We start from the raw sequence: 19,424 nt of genomic DNA, 5'->3' as shown, positions 1-19,424 counted from the left end.
CATGTTTTTAACAAATCGTGAACAAGAAAAACTAATGATCTATACCGCAAGTAAACTAGCCCTAGAGAGAAAGCAAAGAGGTTTAAAACTAAATTATCCTGAAGCTATAGCTATTATTAGTAGTTTTATAGTAGAGGGTGCTAGAGAAGGAAAAAGCGTTGCTGAGTTAATGGTAGCTGCCACAAAAGTGCTCTCTGCTGATGATGTCATCGATGGAGTAGCAAATATGATCGAAATGGTACAAACAGAAGCAACTTTTAATGATGGCACGAAACTTGTTACAGTACATAACCCCATTCAAACTAAAAATAAAGGGATCATTGCTGGAGAGTACATTATTGATGATGGGGAAATTGAGCTAAACTCCCAGAAGCAAAAGTTAAAGGTAGATGTCAAAAATAATGGCGACCGTCCGATTCAAGTAGGATCTCACTATCATTTCTTTGAAACAAACCCTGCTCTTAGTTTTGATAGAGCATCTGCTTATGGAATGCGCTTAAATATTTTAAGTGGAACATCGGTAAGATTTGAACCAGGTTCTATTAAGAAAGTTGAGCTAGTAGCATATGCTGGTAAAAGATATATTAGTGGATTTAATGGTCTTGTTGAAGGGTATCTTGATGATGAAAAAGTAAAAGAAAGAGCTTTCATCAATTTAGAAAAATTTTTAAAGGAATATAGATGATGGCTTTTATCAATAAGAAAAAATATGCTTCTATCTATGGCCCTACTACTGGCGATAGATTTAGACTTGCTGACACTCAACTTATAGCAGAAATTGAGAAAGATTTTTCAATCTATGGCGAGGAGAGTAAGTTTGGTGGCGGTAAAACTATTCGAGATGGGATGAGTCAAAGCCCAACAGCTGGAAATGAAGTAGCTGATTTAATTATCACAAACGCTATAATCATAGATTATACAGGTATTTATAAGGCCGATATTGGAGTCAAAAATGGAAAAATATCGGCTATTGGCAAAAGTGGTAATCCAAATAATTGTGATGGTATCACAAATGGACTAGAGATAGGCGCTAATACAGAGATTCTCTCAGCAGAAGGCAAGATAATAACAGCTGGAGGAATTGATTCTCATATCCACTTTATTTCTCCTGGACAAATTGATGAAGCACTTCATAGTGGCATAACAACAATGATAGGCGGTGGTACAGGTCCAAATACTGGAACAAACGCAACCACTTGTACCCCTGGAGAATTCAATATACAAAAAATGATCGAATCAGTAAATAATTTTCCTTTGAACTTTGGTTTCATGGGGAAAGGAAATTCTAGTAATTATGAAGCTTTAGCATCACAAATAAAAGCAGGTGCAATGGGACTTAAACTTCATGAGGACTGGGGAAGCACACCCAAAGCTATAGATACCTGCTTAAAAGTGGCAGATGATTATGATGTCCAAGTGGCTATTCATACTGATACGTTAAATGAATCTGGTTTTGTAGAAAATACCATAAATGCATTCAAAGGAAGAACTATCCATACTTTTCATAGTGAGGGCGCTGGAGGTGGTCATGCTCCAGATATCATAAAAGTAACAGGTATTGAAAATGTTTTACCATCTAGTACAAACCCAACCTTACCATATACCAAAAATACAATAGAAGAACATCTTGATATGCTTATGGTTTGTCATCATTTAAGCCCTAAAATTCCTGAAGATGTAAGTTTTGCTGAATCTAGAATTAGAGGCAAAACAATCGCCGCTGAAGATGTATTACATGATATAGGCGCTATTTCTATAACAAGTTCTGACTCACAAGCTATGGGTAGAGTTGGTGAAACTATTACTAGAACTTGGCAAGTTGCGCATTCGATGAAAGTACAAAGAGGTGCTCTGGATCTAGATAATCAACGAAATGATAACGAAAGAATAAAAAGATATATCGCAAAATATACTATAAATCCAGCTATTGCATGTGGAATAGATGAATATGTTGGCAGTGTAGAAGTTGGAAAAATGGCAGATTTAGTACTCTGGAATAGAGCATTTTTTGGGGTTAAACCAGAAATTATTATAAAAGGAGGATTTATTGCTAGTGCTATGCTAGGTGACTCAAATGCCTCTATCCCTACTCCAGAACCAAATATATATAGACCCATGTTTGGTAGTTTTGGAAATACTCCTGCTAAAACAAGTGCCATATTTGTAGCAAAAGCATCAAATAAAGAAGCTTTAAATACTGAAAAAGAAATTTTAGAAGTTAAAAATACAAGAAAAATAACTAAACACGATATGAAACTGAATAATTTTGTAGGGGATGTCTCTGTTGACCCAGAAACTTATGATGTAAAAGTAAATGGCGAACTTATAACAGCTGATTATATGCAAGAATTACCAATGGCTAGAAAATATTTTTTATTTTAAGGATACGCTCGTGATAAAAAAAGTTAGAGAAATAGCAAAAAATCTAGAGCCAAATGATAGTGTTGAATTAAACTGGTTTGATATACAAAAGCCAAATTTAACTGCCACAACCCAAAATGATGTAGATTTTATTATCAAAATAAAATTCACACACCTATATGATAATGATATTTTAGTTTGTGAAGATGGTTACAGTATTATAGTAAGAAGACTAAAAGATGATATCTATAAGATAAACTTTAGTAATCCCTTATCATTTGCAAAAATTGCTTATGAAATTGGCAATAGACACCAACCAATTTGTATAGAAGAATATAGCATAAAAGTCTTAGATGATATTTCTCTTGATGATATTATCCAAGCTTGTAAAAATGATCAAACAATACAAATAGTTAAAACCAAAGAATATTTTAGACCAAATGGAAAAGCACATCACTCTCACTAATACAAAAGCTATAAGTCGTTTTCTTCAATTACTTGATGGAAGCTTTCCTAATGGTGCATTTGTTCACTCATTTGGGCTAGAGCCACATATAATATTAGAAAAAGTATCAGATAGATTAGAATTAAAAACATTTTTAGAAAATTTAATTATAGATCAATACTGTAACTTTGATTTCGTATTTATAAGAAATATTTATAAATACTTTACAAAAAATCAACTAGATTTAATAATTAGAGAAGATAATTTTTTCAGCGCAAGATTACCCTATGAATATGCGAAAGCTTCACAAGATATTGGTGAAAATTACCTTAAACAAATAAATTTTTCAATAACTTCATCAATAGTTAAAAAATACTTTGATAGTGTGGCTAATAAACATTCTAAAGGCAATGAACTTTGCATACTCTCAGCTTATGCTTATGAAATAGGACTTAATGTAGATACTTTATTACTTTTTTGGGCTAAGAAAAATATTATAAACATTGCTATGACAAGCTTAAAAATTTCTAAGATAACGCCTTCTCAAATACAACAAACTCTTTTTGAACTTGATGACATATTAATAGACTATATAAATAACACCTCAAAAGAAATAGGTATTTTTAATCCCTTATTTGAAGAGATAATTCATCAACACCATAAATTAGAACCAAAATTATTCACAACCTAGATTATGCTACTAAAGCCTCTATCCATGCATACAATCTATCTATACTATTATTTTTTTTAGAAAGAAAAAGATATGGCTTATTTTTTCTATTTTCTTTCACATCTTTTTCCATAGACTCAATATTAACATCAACATAAGGTGCAAGATCTGTTTTATTTACAATAAGTAGATCACTAAACAAGAGTCCCGCACCCTTTTTTCTAGGAATATCTGCTCCTTGAGCAACATCGATAACATAAAAATAATAATCAACCAATTCATATGAAAATGTAGCGCTAAGATTATCTCCACCACTTTCAACAAAAATAATATCTGGACTAAATTCTTGTTCTAGTATCTGTATAGCTTTTGCATTAGCAGAAATATCATCTCTAATTGCAGTATGTGGACACCCTCCAGTTTCTACACCAATTATTCGTCCATCCTCTATATCTAAGTGCGACTTTAGATAATTAGCATCTTCTTTTGTATAAATATCATTAGTAACTATACCTAAAGAATATTTATCTTTTAAAATATTAGTAAGTTGTTCTATTATCGATGTTTTACCACTACCAACTGGGCCTGCTACACCTATTTTTACACTCATCAAAACCCCCTAAACTCTAACCTGCCCATTTCCTCTAATAATATATTTTAGAGTTGTTAGCTCATTGATACCCATAGGTCCTCTAGCATGAAGCTTCTGCGTACTAATACCAATCTCACCACCAAAACCAAATTCTGAACCATCTGTAAATCTAGTTGAAGCATTAGCATATACTGCTGCTGCATCTACTTCATTTAAAAAGATCTCTGTATTTGTATAATTTTCAGTGACTATGCACTCTGAATGCATACTACCATGGGTATTAATATGCTCTATAGCTTCATTAATATTTGCCACTGTTTTAATAGAAAGTACTAGATCTAAATATTCTGTATCCCAATCTTCTGTAGTGGCTAGTGTAGCATTTTCTAGATATTTTAAACTCTTAATATCAGCTCTTAGTTCAACATTATATTTAGCAAGCTCTGTTTCTAATTCTGGTAAAAATCTATCTGCTATATTTTGATGAACCAAAAGAGTTTCTAAAGCATTACAAACTCCAGGGCGCTGGGTTTTTGCATTTATGATGATCTTTATAGCTTTATCTAGATCAGCAAACTCATCAATATATGTATGACAAATCCCCGCTCCTGTTTCTATCATTGGAATAGTAGCTTGCTGTTGGATAGCTTTTTTAAGACTTTTTCCACCTCTTGGAATTATCACATCAATATATTTATCGAGTGTTACTAATTCTGTTACACGCTCTCTGGCGACGTCCTCGACTAACTGTACTATATTTTTTGATAACCCATGCTTTTCACATACCTCTTGGAAAATATTTTTCAAAGCTATATTTGTATGCAAAGCATCAGAACCTCCTCTAAGGATAATGGCATTACCTGATTTAAGAGCTAATGCTCCAGCATCTATAGTGACATTTGGGCGTGATTCAAAAATCATCGCAATAACGCCTAGAGGCACTCTAACTTGAGAGATTGTCATTCCTTTAGGATGCTTAAAGCCTTTCTCAATCTTACCAATAGGGTCTGCAAAATCAGCAATTTGTCTGACTCCTTGAGCCATAGATTCTATTCGAGCAGAAGTCAGTGTTAATCTATCAACAAATGCTTTTGATAAATTATTTTTTTTAGCATTATCTAGATCTTTTTGATTCTGTTGCAAAATATACTCGGCATTGTCTAACAATGATTTTTCTAACTGATGTAACACATTATTCTTAAGCTCTGTATTTACTTTAGCTAAGTCTTTTGCAGCTTGCTTAGCATTTTTACCCATTTCTACGATAGATAAGTTCATCTAACACTCCTTTAAAAACATATTATCAACATGGACAACTTCATTGTAATCACAATGCCCTAAAATATTAGCAATATCATAACTTTTATGTCCTTTGATTTTTGCTAAATCCTGTGATGAATAATTAACCAATCCAGTAGCTATTTCTTGAGTATCTTCACTACAAACAACAACCGTAGCGCCCTTTTGAAAATCTCCATTAATTGAAATAATTCCACATGGTAAAAGGCTCTTGTTTTGTTTTAGCGCCGTTATGGCTCCTTTATCAATTATAATTTCTCCACGTTTGTGACTACTGTATGTTATCCAATGCTTTTTAGCTGTGATTTCTTTTTTGTTATTTTTTGCAAATAATGTCCCGATATCATGACCTAATATTATCTCCAAAAGAATTTTAGGATCTTCTCCACTGGCAATAACCATATTAACCCCACCTGCTACAGCAATCTCAGCCGCCTTAATCTTAGTAGCCATACCACCAGTACCAAACTTAGAGCCAACATCACCAGCCATTGCTCGAATATCATCTGAAATTTCTGGGATAATATTTAAAAGTTTTGCTGAGCTATCTATACGTGGATTTGCTGTATACAGACCATCAATATCCGAGAGAATAATCAATAAATCAGCATCTATTAAATTTGCAACTAGTGCCGATAAAGTATCATTATCACCAACCTTAATCTCATCAACTACTACCGCATCATTTTCATTAACGATTGGGATAACTCCCTTTGCCAATAAAGCTGAAAAAGCATTTCGCGCATTTAGGTATCTTTCTCTATTAGCAACATCATCTTTTGTCAGAAGCAACTGAGCAATATTCTTACCATATTCAGAGAAAAGCTTTTGATATAAATGAGTTAAAGCTACTTGCCCCACTGCTGCTACAGCTTGCTTCTCGGGTAGCGTTTTTGGTTTTTGTTGCAATCCAAGCTTACCCATACCCGCACCAACAGCTCCTGATGTTACAAGTATTACTTCATAGCCTTGATTATGAAGGTCTGATAACTGTCTAACTAGCTTTTCTATTCGATAAATATTTAGTAGACCTGTTTGATGAGTTAGAGTACTAGTCCCAACTTTTACAACTATTCTCTTAACCGCATTTAGTAGCTCTTTTCTTTGCATATTTTTTGATAATTCATTAGCAATTTGAAACAAGTTTATACTAGCTTATGAGTTTATTTAATCATTTAAATATGTATTTGAAAAAATTATGATTTAAAGTCTAAAATAATACCTAAAATATCTATATTTGCCACTCACCACTTTTGTATTTCGCAATAACCTCTAATACAGCTGGTGCAACGAACTCAGTATCATCAAAGTCAAACCATTTGATTGCTGAGATCTCAGCGCAAGGTTTGATTTCTTGATTAGTATCAGCCGTAAAACACTCTAAAGAAACCGTTGTAGTTCTATCATGATTATCCGTAGTTATGTTCCCTAAGTAACGCATATCATCTATTGTAAGCTCCAGACTTAACTCTTCTTTTAGCTCTCTTACAATAGTTTGGATAGGTGTTTCATCTTGCTCGATTTTACCACCTGCTTGATACCAAATAGTATTATCTCTAGTTCTAGTCAAAAGAATCTTATCATCTTTGATAGCTACAAATGCTGCCGCATAAATCATTAATTTACTTCCCTAACCATTTAAATGATTTTTTAAGAAAGTCTACAGCATTTATTTCAATATTTTTACCATGAGCAACGATTATTCTCTCAGGTTGCCAAGCCAAGATTATCTCAAAACACTCTCGAGCCTGCTTCTTACCAAAAAAGAAAGATATCCTCCAATCTATAGGAGTTTTGCCATTTGGGGCAACTATACCTGATAACTTAGCTATTAAACCTTTAAATCCTGAAAAATAATTTTCATCAAAATTTTCTATAAGATCTGTAAGAATTAGTGTTTTAGAAGGTTTATGAAAAAACACAACCTCTTGCATTACTCTACTACCTTTAAATATTAGCTGGTCAATTTCATTCTGCCACTCAGGTTCTGGAAAATCTTTTAAATCAGCAGTAAAGTTAATATCTTTTCTTTTATCTCTAAGTCCAGGCGATGCATATATCTTTGCATCAGGAAAAATCTTTGCCCAATCTTGCAAAAACAAATGGTGAATTTTATTCGGTGATATTAAAAATTTTACATTACCAATCTCAGATACCTGTGAGATTAACTCAGAATCAGCCTTAACTGGTGAATGAATAAATAAATCGTTATTCTCAAGTCTTATAATCGTCATTCTTGTCGTATACGGAAGACCAAAAAAAGGAACTGCTCCGCCATCTACAACCCAAATATTTTCAGCAAGTTGATTCAACATGGTTTTATGCTAAACAATGTAAAATACAATGAGTCAACGCATATTGAATAAAATATAAAACAGCAACGGTAACTATCATCGGTATTATCAAAAACTTTTTATTTTCATCAAATACAGCAAAAATAATAGCAAAAATAATACTAAGAACTCCCGAAATCTTAATAGCTCCATATATTGACATCCAAACAAAGCCATAAGACTTTAGAACACTATAAACATATTCTGATGCTGCGAAGCTTACTGCTAAATAGCCAACAAAAAGACCGGCAACAAACCAAAATATTGCCATAAATAAGTTTTTCAAAATATAGTCAAGCAATACATATGCTTTTTTCATACTTACAAATTCCCAATCTATAATGCAAATAAAATTGTTTTAAGATTAAACTAGAAATTTGATGGTTTCAAGATAGTTATTTAATAAGCCCTTATTCATTAACACAAAACTAAAGCAATAATTATAGAAAATTACTAAAATAAGCGTATAAACATATACTCTGTATACTAAATAGTTTTAAATGTTTATTTATATATTCTTATAAATTTGAGGAGTTGCCAATGTCATTTTATTCAATCCAAGATGAGCTAGTAGAAAACTATAGATCTGAGGTTGAGCTTAAGTATAAGATGTTAAATGGCCTTTTTTTGAGTACTCCTCTTGATAAAGAACACAATGCAAATGCAATGCTAGCTACATTTGCTAATATCTGTAAAGATCTCATAGAAAATGCTAAAGATCCAATAGAGACTATTGAAAATCTATATCCTGAAATGTCAGAAGAGCAAAAGCTTCAAATCTTTGTCAAATTCATACGCTATATTGAACGACAAACAGTCTTGATAGATGCTCTTGAAGAAGCTGCTTATGCCAAAACACATGATTTAAATGGTGAGTATAGTATCACAAGGCTAGCTAGAAGAGTCGAACGACACGATAAACAAAATGCTTTAAATAGAGCCTTACAAGAATATAAAACAAGACTTGTACTCACAGCTCATCCTACGCAATTTTATGCAAAACTAGTACTACCGATTATCCATGATCTAAAAAAGGCGATTATCGACAATGATATAAATAAAATTCAGGATATTTTCCTACAAATGGGAAAAACTAAATTCAGTAATAAAACTAAGCCAACACCTGAAGATGAAGCTGTTTCGATAATATGGTATCTAAATAATATTTTTTATAATGTGATTCCAGAAATCCAACATAAACTAACCAATGATAATACTAATATTGAAATTGGATTTTGGCCAGGTGGAGATCGTGATGGCAACCCTTTTGTAACAGCAAGTGTTACCAAAAAAGTTTCTAAACATTTAAGAACAAATATATTAAATAGCTACAATAAAGATCTAAAGAGATTAGTCAAAAAGCTTACTTTTGAAAATGTGCATGAAGAGCTTACAAAAATACGCAAAAGACTAAAAACTAATAAATACCCCAACTCACAAACATTCTTGGACGATTTAGTCAAAGTAAAAAATGTCGTAGATAGTGAATATGACTCTTTGTTTGTTGATAAACTTGATAATCTTATCCTAAAGGTCAAAATTTTTGGCTTTCATTTTGCTAAATTGGATATTCGTCAAAATGCAAAAATACATAATCAGTTTTTTAATGAACTTTTTAGTGAGAACTATAACCTTGACTATCAAGCACTCAGTGACTCCGAGAAAGTCAAACACCTTGTCGAACTTGCTGAACAAAAATCTTTTAAAGAACTAGAAATCAACAGCTGCCAAGCTAGAGAACTTCTAGAAACTATTGAAGTGATACAATATATTCAGCAACACAGTGGTTACGATGCTATTCAAAGATATATAATAAGTAATGCTGACTCTACCGTAAGTATCTTAGAGGTTTTGACAATATTTAAACTCTTCAACAAAGATATCGATACTAATAGTAAAATAAAAATTGAAGTAGTGCCTTTATTTGAGACTATGGAGGACCTCAAAAATTCGATAAAAATACTTGATGAACTACTCAAAATACAGCTCTACACAGATAATCTCAAAGTATGGCAAAATACTCAAACTATTATGCTTGGATTCTCTGATGGCACCAAAGATGGGGGTTATTTCATGGCTAACTGGTCTATCCTTGAGGCAAAGAGAGCTCTAAGCAAATATCTTAGCTCAAAAGGTATCAAACCGATATTTTTTGATGGCCGTGGTGGCCCTCCTTCACGTGGGGGTGGAGATATGTTCCTATTCTACAAAGGACTATCTAATGTTGTCTCAAACCACGATGTACAGATAACTATCCAAGGACAAAGTATCTCTTCAAAATTTGGTAATACCAATAGCGCTCAATATAATCTTGAGCAAATTTTGACATCTGGCTTATACGGCAAACTAAACTTACACAATGCACATAAGCTTAATCCTACCGAGATCGCCCTTATCAATGAGCTAGGAAAACTATCTTTCGATACTTATATAAATCTGAAGAATCATCCTCAATTTGTTGACTACATTACAGAAATCACTCCTTTGAAATATATTAGTGAAATGAATGTCGGATCTCGCCCTGCTAAAAGAAACTCTAGCGATAAATTTAAACTAGATGATCTTCGAGCTATACCTTATGGTGCTGCTTGGACGCAAATGAGACAGAGTATCTTGGCATTTTATGGTTTAGGAACAGCTATAAGTACCGTAGTGACAAAAGATAGCAATAGTCTAACCGCACTACAAAAAATATATAAACGCTCTCTTATAATCAAAGGAATATTTGATAATGCGCTACAGAGTATTGCTCAAACAAATTTCAACATTACAAAGCATATAAGTAAAGATCCTAAATACAGCGCATTTTGGCAACAACTGTTCGATGAGCATCAGTTAGCTAAAAAGTATTTGTTAGCTGTAACTGAAAAAGATGAGAACTTCTTGCATGCAAACCCTGTCAAAGAAAGATCTATCAAAATGAGGGATGATATAACTCTACCTTTGGTTATATTGCAACAATATGCGTTAGACTGCTTAAGAAAAAATCCTAATCATAGACATAAAAAGCTTCTAAAAACTATAATCAAAAAATCTCTAGCAGCAAATATAAATGCTAATCAGAATTCTATATAAATTAAGTTTTATTCAGAAAATGGTAGAAATAAGGTGATTTATGAGTAGCTATGCTAATGCTTGCTTCTTCTCTAAAGTTTTAGCATATAACTCTTGATACTTAGCTAACTTTTCTTGCTCTGCAGCAACTACTGCTTCTGGAGCATTTGAGACAAATCTTTCATTAGAAAGTTTCTTTTGTACTCTATCAACTTCGCCTTTAAGCTTGTCTAGCTCTTTATCTAGTCTTGCCTTTTCAGCTTCGATATCAACCAAACCTGCTAACGGAATATTTAACTCAAGCCCTTCGACAATCTGTGATAAAGATGTTGGTGGATTATCATTAAACTCAATATTACTTACTCTTGCTAGAGCTTTTATAAATCCTTCTGTTTGAGCAAGATATTCTTTGTCTGTCTCAGCAACATCTTTGACTATTAGAGAAATCTCTAAAGATGGCTTAATACCTACTTCACTACGCATATTACGTAGAGTTGTAACAACATTTTGCAACCATACAATAGCTTTCTCAGCTTCTGGAGCTTCTAAATCTTGAGTAGCTACAGGATAAGATACATCCATAATTGTATCTTTAGCATCATTTAAATGTGCTTTTAACTGCTGATAAATACTCTCTGTGATAAATGGTATAAGCGGATGCGCTAAAGCTAAGATATTTTCCAAAACTTTAGTCAGTGTATATTTAACACCATTTTTTTGTTGCTCAGATAGTGAATCATCTTTTAAAGCAACTTTTGCAAACTCAACATACCAGTCACAATAGTTATTCCATACAAGATCATAAATAGTGTTTGCCACTAAATCAAAACGATAGTTTGCAAGATGTCTATGTACATCAGCAGTAGCAGTGTTTAACACACTCCAAATCCACTTATCAGCCACACCTAACTCATAGTTATCACAAACTTTATAATCATCAAGGTTCATCATCACAAATCTTGAAGCATTCCAAAGCTTGTTACAGAAATTACGATATCCTTCTACCCTAGCAGTATCGAAACTGATATCACGCGATGTAGAAGCTAATGCCGCATAAGTAAATCTCACTGCATCAGCACCATACGCGCTAATACCTTCAGGAAATTCTTTCTTAGTTGCCTTTTCAATTTTAGCTTTCATCTGTGGCTGCATCAGACCAGTAGTTCTCTTTTTCAGAAGCTCATCTAATGATATACCATCAATCAAATCTACAGGATCTAAAACATTACCTTTAGATTTTGACATTTTCTGCCCTTCGCTATCGCGAATAAGCCCCGTGATATAGATATCTCTAAATGGCACATCATTCATAAAATACATGCCAAACATCATCATTCTAGCTACCCAGAAGAAGATAATATCAAAACCTGTTACAAGTACGCTTGTTGGATAATATTTTGCTAACTCAGGAGTCTTTTCAGGCCAGCCTAATGTACTAAAAGGCCATAATGCCGATGAGAACCAAGTATCAAATACATCTTCATCTTGTTTGATAGCGATATCATTAGCCAAATTATATTTAGCTCTAACATCTGCCTCATCTTCGCCGACATAAGCATTACCTGCTTCATCATACCAAGCTGGGATTCTATGACCCCACCATAACTGGCGTGATACACACCAGTCTTGAATATCTCTCATCCACGCAAAATAAGTATTTTTCCAGTTATCTGGAACAAATCTTACATCGCCCTTTTCAACTGCTTCTATAGCTGGTTTTGCTAGCACATCAGCTTTAACAAACCATTGTTTAGTCAAATATGGCTCAAGAATTTCTCCAGTTCTATCTCCAGTTGGTACTTTTAGTGCGTGTGGCTCTATCTTATCTAAAAGACCTAGTGCATCCATATCAGCAACTATTTGCTTACGTGCTTCAAATCTATCTAAACCTTGATATTTCGATGGTACATTAGAATTTAATGCTGCATCATCAGTCAAGATATTTAACATTGGTAACTCATGTCTTTTACCCATTTCATAGTCATTAAAGTCATGAGCAGGAGTGATCTTTACACATCCTGTACCAAAATCTTTCTCAACATAATCATCTGCTATAATTGGAATTTGTCTATCCGTAAGTGGTAGATTTATCATTTTACCTACTAAATGAGTGTATCTTTCATCTTCTGGATGAACCGCAACAGCCATATCACCAAGCATTGTCTCTGGACGAGTCGTTGCAATTATAATCTTCTCATTACTATCAGCTACCGGATATACGAAATGCCAAAGAGAACCTTGCTTATCTACTTGAGCAACCTCAAGATCTGAAACAGCTGTCTTTAGTTTAGGATCCCAGTTTACTAACCTCTCACCGCGATATGCTAAACCATCTTCGTATAGTTTGATAAAGCACTTCTTAACTGCATCAGATAAACCATCATCCATTGTAAATCTCTCACGATTCCAATCTGGAGATGCGCCAATTCTACGCATTTGAGATGTGATAGTTCCTCCTGATAGCTCTTTCCATTCCCAAACTTTACTAACAAAATTCTCACGACCAAGATCATGCCTTGAGATACCTTGAGCATTAAGCTGTCTTTCAACTACCATTTGCGTAGCAATACCCGCATGATCCGTACCTGGTTGCCAAAGTGTATCTTTACCGTTCATACGATTATAACGCGTAAGGATATCCATCAAAGTCATTTGGAAACCATGTCCCATATGTAATGTGCCTGTCACATTAGGTGGTGGTAGCATTATTGCATAAGCATCTTTTGAATCAGTATTACCACAAGCAAACTTGCCTGAAGCTTCCCAATTTTGATAGTTAGATTGCTCTATTTCTTTTGGATTATAATTTTTATTCATTTCTTGAGTCATTTATAAAGCCTAAATATATAAGTTTATAGAAAAAATTAATGCTGATAATTTTAACAAAGTTCTTTAGAAAGTACTATTGGTTAGTTGGTAATGATATCTTTGCTCCAGCAATTTCTAAAAATTGCTGTTAGCTAAATCATTAAATATTAATATTCATGGATAATTAGCTTAAAATAAGAGTATTACAAAGAAGATGAATAAATATAAAAATTTTTATAAATGAGGTCTTGAGAGAAAACTTATGACTCTTTTGCAGCCTTGATCAAAGATTTTTGAGCAAAATCAGCATCACCTATTTTATAGTCACCAGATAAATCCCAAAACATTACACCATTTAACCCATTATTTTTTGCAATGCTAACTTTATTTACGACACTTGCAGGATTATCAAATGTAATAAATGCTTTCTTATTACTATCATACGCTGTAGCTTGTCCAGCAAGATAATCCTGATTAGTTACCCAATTAAATCCTCCGGCATTCTTTTGTATTTCGGTATATCTCAAAGTACCATCTCCACTAGGAGTAATTGCCGCACCATTAAATGGTTGATAAAGTCCCTGTGTTGTACTTGCTTCGACATTAGCATAAGTTCTTCCATATGCAGGGATGCCTAAATTCATTTTAGCTGGAGAAACTCCGGCATTTACATACGCCTCAATAGTTGCTACATTGTTAAATGTTTCTCTACCCGTTACATCTGCAGGCTGTCTGTTATCATAGTAAAGTGGCGCGTTAAAGTTTGTTACTTGCCCAACATCCCAGGCACCATGATAGTCATAACTCATAACATTTACTATATCAACTTCATTTGTAATTTTTTTCCAGAACTCAGGATATACTGCATCCACATTTTTTATTACTGTTGGGCTTGCTGGAGCTGCAATTCCAACTTTGTTTTGTCCTTTAGGAAGTGCAGATTTAAGATCCTTAATCAAATCAATATAATTTTGTAATTGCTGTCTACCTGTTGATGTATTAACAAAACTCCAAGAATTTTCATTTGGTTCCCAGTCAACATCTATTCCGGCAAATGTTTTGCCTGTGTCATTTTTAACCTGTTCAAAGAATCTCACTACAGATTTAACAAAGCCAGCTCTATGCTGATCATCCATAGCTTTGAATAAAGGTACTGATAAAGACCACCCCCCAACAGATAATACAACTGGCTTACCAAGAGATAATACTTCTCCTATTATACCTTTGCCACCATCCCAATCTTTAGGATGATAATAATCACTTGGAATCTTTTTAAAATCTGCATAAGGGTCAGTTGAGTATAACTTATAATCTTGACCACCTTTAAAATATCCGCTATTTGGATCACTTGCATTACAGAGTTCAGGATTGTCATCTGTTGCATATGGTTGAGCACAATTTCCAACTTGAGCAAAAGCATAAACAATCTCATCTACATGCTGAGCTGGAATATCACTAGGTTGATAATTTGCTTCATATGTCCCCCAGTTAGGATAATATGCTGTTACATTTGCTGCATTTGATGCGCCATAAGTTGAAAGCCCAACTAAGGTAGCTATTACTGTTCTTTTGATTTTTCTTAAACTCATTTTGATTTTTTCTCCCTATTATATTCATGCTAATCAATTTCAAAACTAATTTTATATAAGAGAAAAATAAAAGTCTGTTTCAATGGTGTAACAGTATGTAACAGTTTTGTTACACTATATAAATACGAATAAAATAATCTTTTAGAATTTTATGAAATATAGCAGTTTTCTGCCTATGCCTTTACATTAAACTATAAGTCTCGATATGAAATTTCTACTTTATTGTACTTATCTCTAAACTACATCTTTTATAATAGACATACTTCTTACGCGAAGCCTGCAAAGCTCTATCTTCCTGATAAACAAACTCTTTTAACTCTTTGATTTTAACTCGTTGATGATCAACTGCTACTTCCATGATATTAATCAAAACATCATAACCTGAAGTGATAAATAAATTATCTGTGATAAGAATCGGAATATTTTTATATTGGTTATATTCTCTAGCAGTTATAGCACAATGATGCGGTATAAAAGAATCTTGACCATCTTGCCACAAATCATCATCAAGTTGTTTTGCAATGCCTGTAGGAGCAAGAATCGCTATTGTTTTGCGTTCGTTATATTCTTTGATAACTGTAGTAATCAACACTTCTAGCATTTGGTTAATATCTGGCGTTTGTAAAACTCTAAACTCTACTTTCATCACAAATATCACCACTCCAAAAATTACAATTTAGCTATCTACCAAAATACACAACCATAATAATACAAATAGAATCTATAGACAAATGACTAGATACTATTTATCTACTGAGTCTGACTTTATAAAGACTCCTGAAGTATAGCTATTAGTCCTAAAATCGTCATAACTAGTATACGAAGAAAGCTCCACTTTATCAGCTGATTCTAGTCTTAGTACATAATATCCTTTCGACCAATCAATATCATAATTAGCAATAGCAGATACCGCTTTTTTAGATGCTACACTATCTCCATATAATACTAGTTTATACGGTCCAATATCACAAAATGTTGGTGAACAATTTCCCTTTAGACTAATCAAAGGATTACCTTTAGCATCGGCAACTATTTCAAATTTAACTATGGATTGAGTATTTTTATCTATATTAGTCCAAGTTCCGAGAAAATTAGAATAATCTAACTTTTTATCTTTTGCATAAAGACTAAAAGGTAGTAGCATTACGGTCAAACAAAAGATTAATTTAGCTTTATGAAACATATTTTGTACCCATTAGTTAAATCATGCTTAGTTATTGTACCTAAATACTGATTTTAATTTATTGATAAAGTCACCACCTAAGACAAAAAAACTAGCCACAAAAATAATATCCCCACTAAACAAGATAAGCATCATATTTAGTTGCCCAACTTGATTAATTTTGTCAAAAATTAGTATCATCTCAAGCAATAATGTTGGATATACTAAACTAGCAAAGAACATTACCAAACCTACATTATGTCTGGTACGACCAATCGGCTTCTGTATTGTAAAAGCTGATTTAAATATTGTCTTAATCGCTGACTTTATCGTATCAATTATTACTTTACCTAAAAGCATAACTGATATCAGAAAGATTCCCTCTGCACTAACAAGTAAAACTGATGAGATCGCCAAATAGCTAGATGTAGATAACCCTAAAAAAGGCATTATGCAAAAAACTACAACATAAGGCACAAATGATAAGATAAATAATAATAATCCTAAATAATATTTCCAATCTTTTGTCATGTTAGCTACCCGTGCTTAATTAATGACTCTTGTATAGCAATCTTTAATGCTTTAGTAGCATCATTAGTGCTCATACTGGGTATATCTGCTTTATTTACAACTTGCTGTGGTGCATATGGCACATGTATAAATCCAACTACCTTATTAGGATATGTCTCTAGTAAATGATACATTACATGATTACAAACATATGTTCCCGCACTATTAGATATATATGTCGGAATACCCTGCGCTTGTATTGCATCTTGGATTTGATAAATTGGTAACTTAGAGAAATAAGCATTATCACCATTTGTTGATATTTTGACATCCTTAGGCTGATAGCCATTATTATCCGCAATCCTAGCGTCATCGACATTTATTGCTACTCTTTCGATAGAGATTGCTGCTCTACCTCCAGCTTCGCCAATTGCAATAATCACATCAGGATTATATTCTTTGATTAACTTATCTAGCTCATTAACAGAGCCTTTGAATGTAACAGGAATTTGTCTTTTAATAACCTTAACTCCATCAATAGAGTCTGGAAGCTGTTTAACTGCTTGCCAAGATGGATTTATCTTTTCTCCACCAAAAGGACTAAAACCAGTTACAAGAACAGTTTGTGAATTCGCTGAAACAGCAAAAGTCAAAAATATAAATATACTTAATAAAAATTTTTTCATGATCCCTACCTATTCATACAAACCTTTAACTAGTGTATCAGATTTAGATTTAGTATTTTTTGTTGTACTTTTAATTAAACTTAACAGTTCTTGGTAATTACTAAAACTTTTTCCTGCATATATACTCGCATTTAACGATTTTAATTGCTCTTTTAATTGTGGGAATATCTCGGCAACCTCTAATAATGAAAAGAGTCGCTTATCACTCTTAGTATTTGCCCAACCAATAATCGCTTTTTGAAGCTGTATGTTATCTCTCTTAGCACATGCTTTTTTAATATCTTTTATGTTTACAGGATTTTTATCCTCTATAACAAGCTCTTCTTCATGTACATTTTTAGTTTTACGAGTTAGCTTACATTTTATGAGTAGCATAAATGTAATAAGCCATAGTACAAAAAGTCCTACTGCAACATTTCGCCAAAAAGTATCCTCAACAACCTTTTTTATAACTTGTGGTGTAGCCTGACTATTTGCATTAAAACTTGTACTTGGTATAGTGCCTTTTTTAACATCAAATGTTTTCGCAGCTATTGTCGCAAGCTGTGATTTACTATTATCAATATCGAACCATTTTAATATAACAGCAGGAACTGTCGTTTTACCTTGCTTAATAGGCATATAACCAATCTTGTAAGTCGCTGTACTTATTAGCTGACCACCTTGCTCAATATCCTCAAGTACTGGCTTTTCAGGATAAACATTAAAAGCATCTGAAGATTTAAATTCTAATTTTGGAATATCCTCACTTAGGACACCTTTTGCCTTAATAGTTACAGTCCTAGTTAATAGCTCACCCTCTTTTACGGTATCTCCTGCTGACCAATTATCACTAATTTTAACATCTGATGCAGGGAACCAATCTTTAATAGCAATTTTCTCAGGAATTGGCTTAACTCTTAAGAATTTAGCATCCGTAGAGAAGCTCTTGACCCTAGTTCCTAACTGACCAAATGTATTAGGAATAGTCGCTTGCATTGCGATAGCTGGGATAGCAATAGTTCCTGTTCTATGTGGAATTATCAAAAAACTTTCTTCAACAACATCATACATTTTACCATTAATGCGCTTTTGATAAGTTCTTCTATGATTGGTTTGTTTTATTTCAGAGTTTTTTATATCAAAATTTCTAGGATTCAGACTCAAAATAGGTGTCGAATAATACAGCTTCAAAGTATACAGCACAGGCACATTAACATAAGTTTCGCTTGTAGCTAGTGTTCCTATAGCAAATATATCCTGATAATTACTTGCTTCTTCACTTGAGAGTTTCTTATCTACTTTTATAGAAATTGGCTTTGTTGACTGATTACCAACTTCAATTGCAGGTATTGTCAGATTACCCGATCTATTTGGCATAAGCGTGACAATCATTTCAAATTGTGAGCTTGATTTACCATTTATAACAGTGGTCTTACTACTGGTACTAGTGTTATAAACTGTAAAATCCTTATCTAAAACATCTAAGTCAGGTTGGGTGTCAAAATCATCTAGATGGAGTATTAGCTCAAAAGTTTCTCCATACTCAAGATGAGTATTATCCACACTAGCTATGACATTAGCATAACTAATATTCAATCCAGCGATTAACAGCAAAAGTATACTTACTAATTTTAATAATTTAGTTCTCACGCTTACCTCCTATCATCCTCTGGTAGTCACGTGCAAATTTATTTCTAAGAAGCCCCCCTGGATTATCATTTATCGCAGCTAGAAGCTTATTCGCCTCTTTGTCATTTAGTTCTTGTTGGCGCTGATCTGCTGCATCTGATTGCTCAGGATTATCTTTATTATCTTTATTATCTTTATTATCTTTATTATCTTTATTATCTTTATTGTCTTTATTGTCTTTATTGTCTTTATTGTCTTTATTGTCTTTATTGTCTTTATTGTCTTTATTGTCTTTATTGTCTTT

At 33.1% G+C, this 19,424-nt stretch carries 18 protein-coding genes and 1 pseudogene; 5 read left to right on the top strand and 14 right to left on the bottom strand.

The window, feature by feature from the left end; all coding sequences use genetic code 11:
- Position 1: 1 nt before the first annotated feature.
- From ACKTR7_RS04165 to ACKTR7_RS04150, 4 genes are read left to right on the top strand one after another with little or no spacing between them, the layout of a single operon-like run.
- Positions 2-685 carry an urease subunit gamma gene (locus ACKTR7_RS04165; protein WP_407877155.1) on the top strand — a complete coding sequence of 228 codons (684 nt, stop codon included), beginning with the start codon at positions 2-4 and terminating at the stop codon, positions 683-685.
- A complete protein-coding gene (gene ureC, locus ACKTR7_RS04160) occupies positions 685-2,382 on the top strand; it encodes an urease subunit alpha (RefSeq protein ID WP_407877353.1) in 1,698 nt (565 codons plus the stop codon). Before ACKTR7_RS04165 ends, ureC begins: the two co-directional genes overlap by 1 nt.
- A 10-nt stretch (positions 2,383-2,392) precedes the next feature.
- A complete protein-coding gene (locus tag ACKTR7_RS04155) occupies positions 2,393-2,827 on the top strand; it encodes an urease accessory protein UreE (protein WP_407877154.1) in 435 nt (144 codons plus the stop codon).
- Positions 2,802-3,497: an urease accessory protein UreF gene (locus ACKTR7_RS04150; protein ID WP_407877153.1), complete on the top strand. Its 696-nt coding sequence runs from the start codon at positions 2,802-2,804 to the stop codon at positions 3,495-3,497. Before ACKTR7_RS04155 ends, ACKTR7_RS04150 begins: the two co-directional genes overlap by 26 nt.
- Before the next feature lies 1 nt (position 3,498).
- Here ACKTR7_RS04150 and ureG read toward each other — a convergent pair whose 3' ends face one another.
- The 6 genes from ureG to ACKTR7_RS04120 all read right to left on the bottom strand — a co-directional run bounded on the left by ureG (position 3,499) and on the right by ACKTR7_RS04120 (position 8,019).
- A complete protein-coding gene (ureG, locus tag ACKTR7_RS04145; protein ID WP_407877152.1) occupies positions 3,499-4,086 on the bottom strand; it encodes an urease accessory protein UreG in 588 nt (195 codons plus the stop codon).
- A gap of 9 nt (positions 4,087-4,095) precedes the next feature.
- Positions 4,096-5,346, bottom strand: a complete 1,251-nt coding sequence (locus ACKTR7_RS04140; RefSeq protein ID WP_407877151.1) for a glutamate-5-semialdehyde dehydrogenase — start codon at positions 5,344-5,346, stop codon at positions 4,096-4,098.
- Entirely contained in the window at positions 5,347-6,477 is a 1,131-nt protein-coding gene (proB, locus tag ACKTR7_RS04135; protein WP_407877150.1) for a glutamate 5-kinase, read from the bottom strand. It abuts the gene before it with no gap.
- A gap of 121 nt (positions 6,478-6,598) precedes the next feature.
- Positions 6,599-6,985, bottom strand: coding sequence for an NUDIX hydrolase (locus ACKTR7_RS04130; RefSeq protein WP_407877149.1), 387 nt, complete (start codon positions 6,983-6,985; stop codon positions 6,599-6,601).
- Positions 6,986-6,989: 4 nt separating this feature from the next.
- Positions 6,990-7,682, bottom strand: a complete 693-nt coding sequence (locus tag ACKTR7_RS04125; protein WP_407877148.1) for a DUF4336 domain-containing protein — start codon at positions 7,680-7,682, stop codon at positions 6,990-6,992.
- Between the two features lie 4 nt (positions 7,683-7,686).
- Positions 7,687-8,019 (bottom strand): hypothetical protein, encoded by a 333-nt coding sequence (locus ACKTR7_RS04120; protein ID WP_407877147.1) that lies wholly within the window; start codon positions 8,017-8,019, stop codon positions 7,687-7,689.
- 221 nt (positions 8,020-8,240) lie between these two features.
- On the opposite strand from ACKTR7_RS04120, the gene ACKTR7_RS04115 reads away from it, so the two are divergent.
- Entirely contained in the window at positions 8,241-10,775 is a 2,535-nt protein-coding gene (locus ACKTR7_RS04115; protein ID WP_407877146.1) for a phosphoenolpyruvate carboxylase, read from the top strand.
- A 48-nt stretch (positions 10,776-10,823) separates the two neighbouring features.
- Here the strand turns inward: ACKTR7_RS04115 and ACKTR7_RS04110 are convergent, their stop codons facing one another.
- From ACKTR7_RS04110 to ACKTR7_RS04075, 8 genes and pseudogenes are all read right to left on the bottom strand, one after another.
- Positions 10,824-13,583, bottom strand: coding sequence for a valine--tRNA ligase (locus ACKTR7_RS04110; protein ID WP_407877145.1), 2,760 nt, complete (start codon positions 13,581-13,583; stop codon positions 10,824-10,826).
- A 239-nt stretch (positions 13,584-13,822) separates the two neighbouring features.
- The gene (locus ACKTR7_RS04105) at positions 13,823-15,151 is read right to left on the bottom strand and encodes a glycoside hydrolase family 18 protein (protein WP_407877144.1); all 1,329 of its coding nucleotides are present in this window, start codon (positions 15,149-15,151) and stop codon (positions 13,823-13,825) included.
- Positions 15,152-15,365: 214 nt separating this feature from the next.
- Positions 15,366-15,797, bottom strand: a complete 432-nt coding sequence (locus ACKTR7_RS04100; RefSeq protein ID WP_407877143.1) for a DNA polymerase III subunit chi — start codon at positions 15,795-15,797, stop codon at positions 15,366-15,368.
- Positions 15,798-15,893: 96 nt separating this feature from the next.
- Positions 15,894-16,334, bottom strand: coding sequence for a hypothetical protein (locus ACKTR7_RS04095; RefSeq protein WP_407877142.1), 441 nt, complete (start codon positions 16,332-16,334; stop codon positions 15,894-15,896).
- 27 nt (positions 16,335-16,361) lie between these two features.
- Positions 16,362-16,844 (bottom strand): transporter suffix domain-containing protein, encoded by a 483-nt coding sequence (locus ACKTR7_RS04090; RefSeq protein ID WP_407877141.1) that lies wholly within the window; start codon positions 16,842-16,844, stop codon positions 16,362-16,364.
- Positions 16,845-16,849: 5 nt separating this feature from the next.
- Positions 16,850-17,509, bottom strand: a complete 660-nt coding sequence (gene pcp / locus ACKTR7_RS04085; RefSeq protein ID WP_407877140.1) for a pyroglutamyl-peptidase I — start codon at positions 17,507-17,509, stop codon at positions 16,850-16,852.
- A 9-nt stretch (positions 17,510-17,518) separates the two neighbouring features.
- Positions 17,519-19,141: a BatD family protein gene (locus tag ACKTR7_RS04080; protein WP_407877139.1), complete on the bottom strand. Its 1,623-nt coding sequence runs from the start codon at positions 19,139-19,141 to the stop codon at positions 17,519-17,521.
- Positions 19,131-19,424 (bottom strand): annotated as a pseudogene (locus ACKTR7_RS04075) (tetratricopeptide repeat protein); the annotation flags it as partial. The pseudogene ACKTR7_RS04075 and the gene ACKTR7_RS04080, both read right to left, overlap by 11 nt.

Origin of the sequence: Francisella sciaenopsi, from assembly GCF_045862875.1 — a bacterium.
GTDB lineage: Bacteria > Pseudomonadota > Gammaproteobacteria > Francisellales > Francisellaceae > Francisella > Francisella sciaenopsi.
This window is presented reverse-complemented; position numbering and strand designations above follow the sequence as displayed.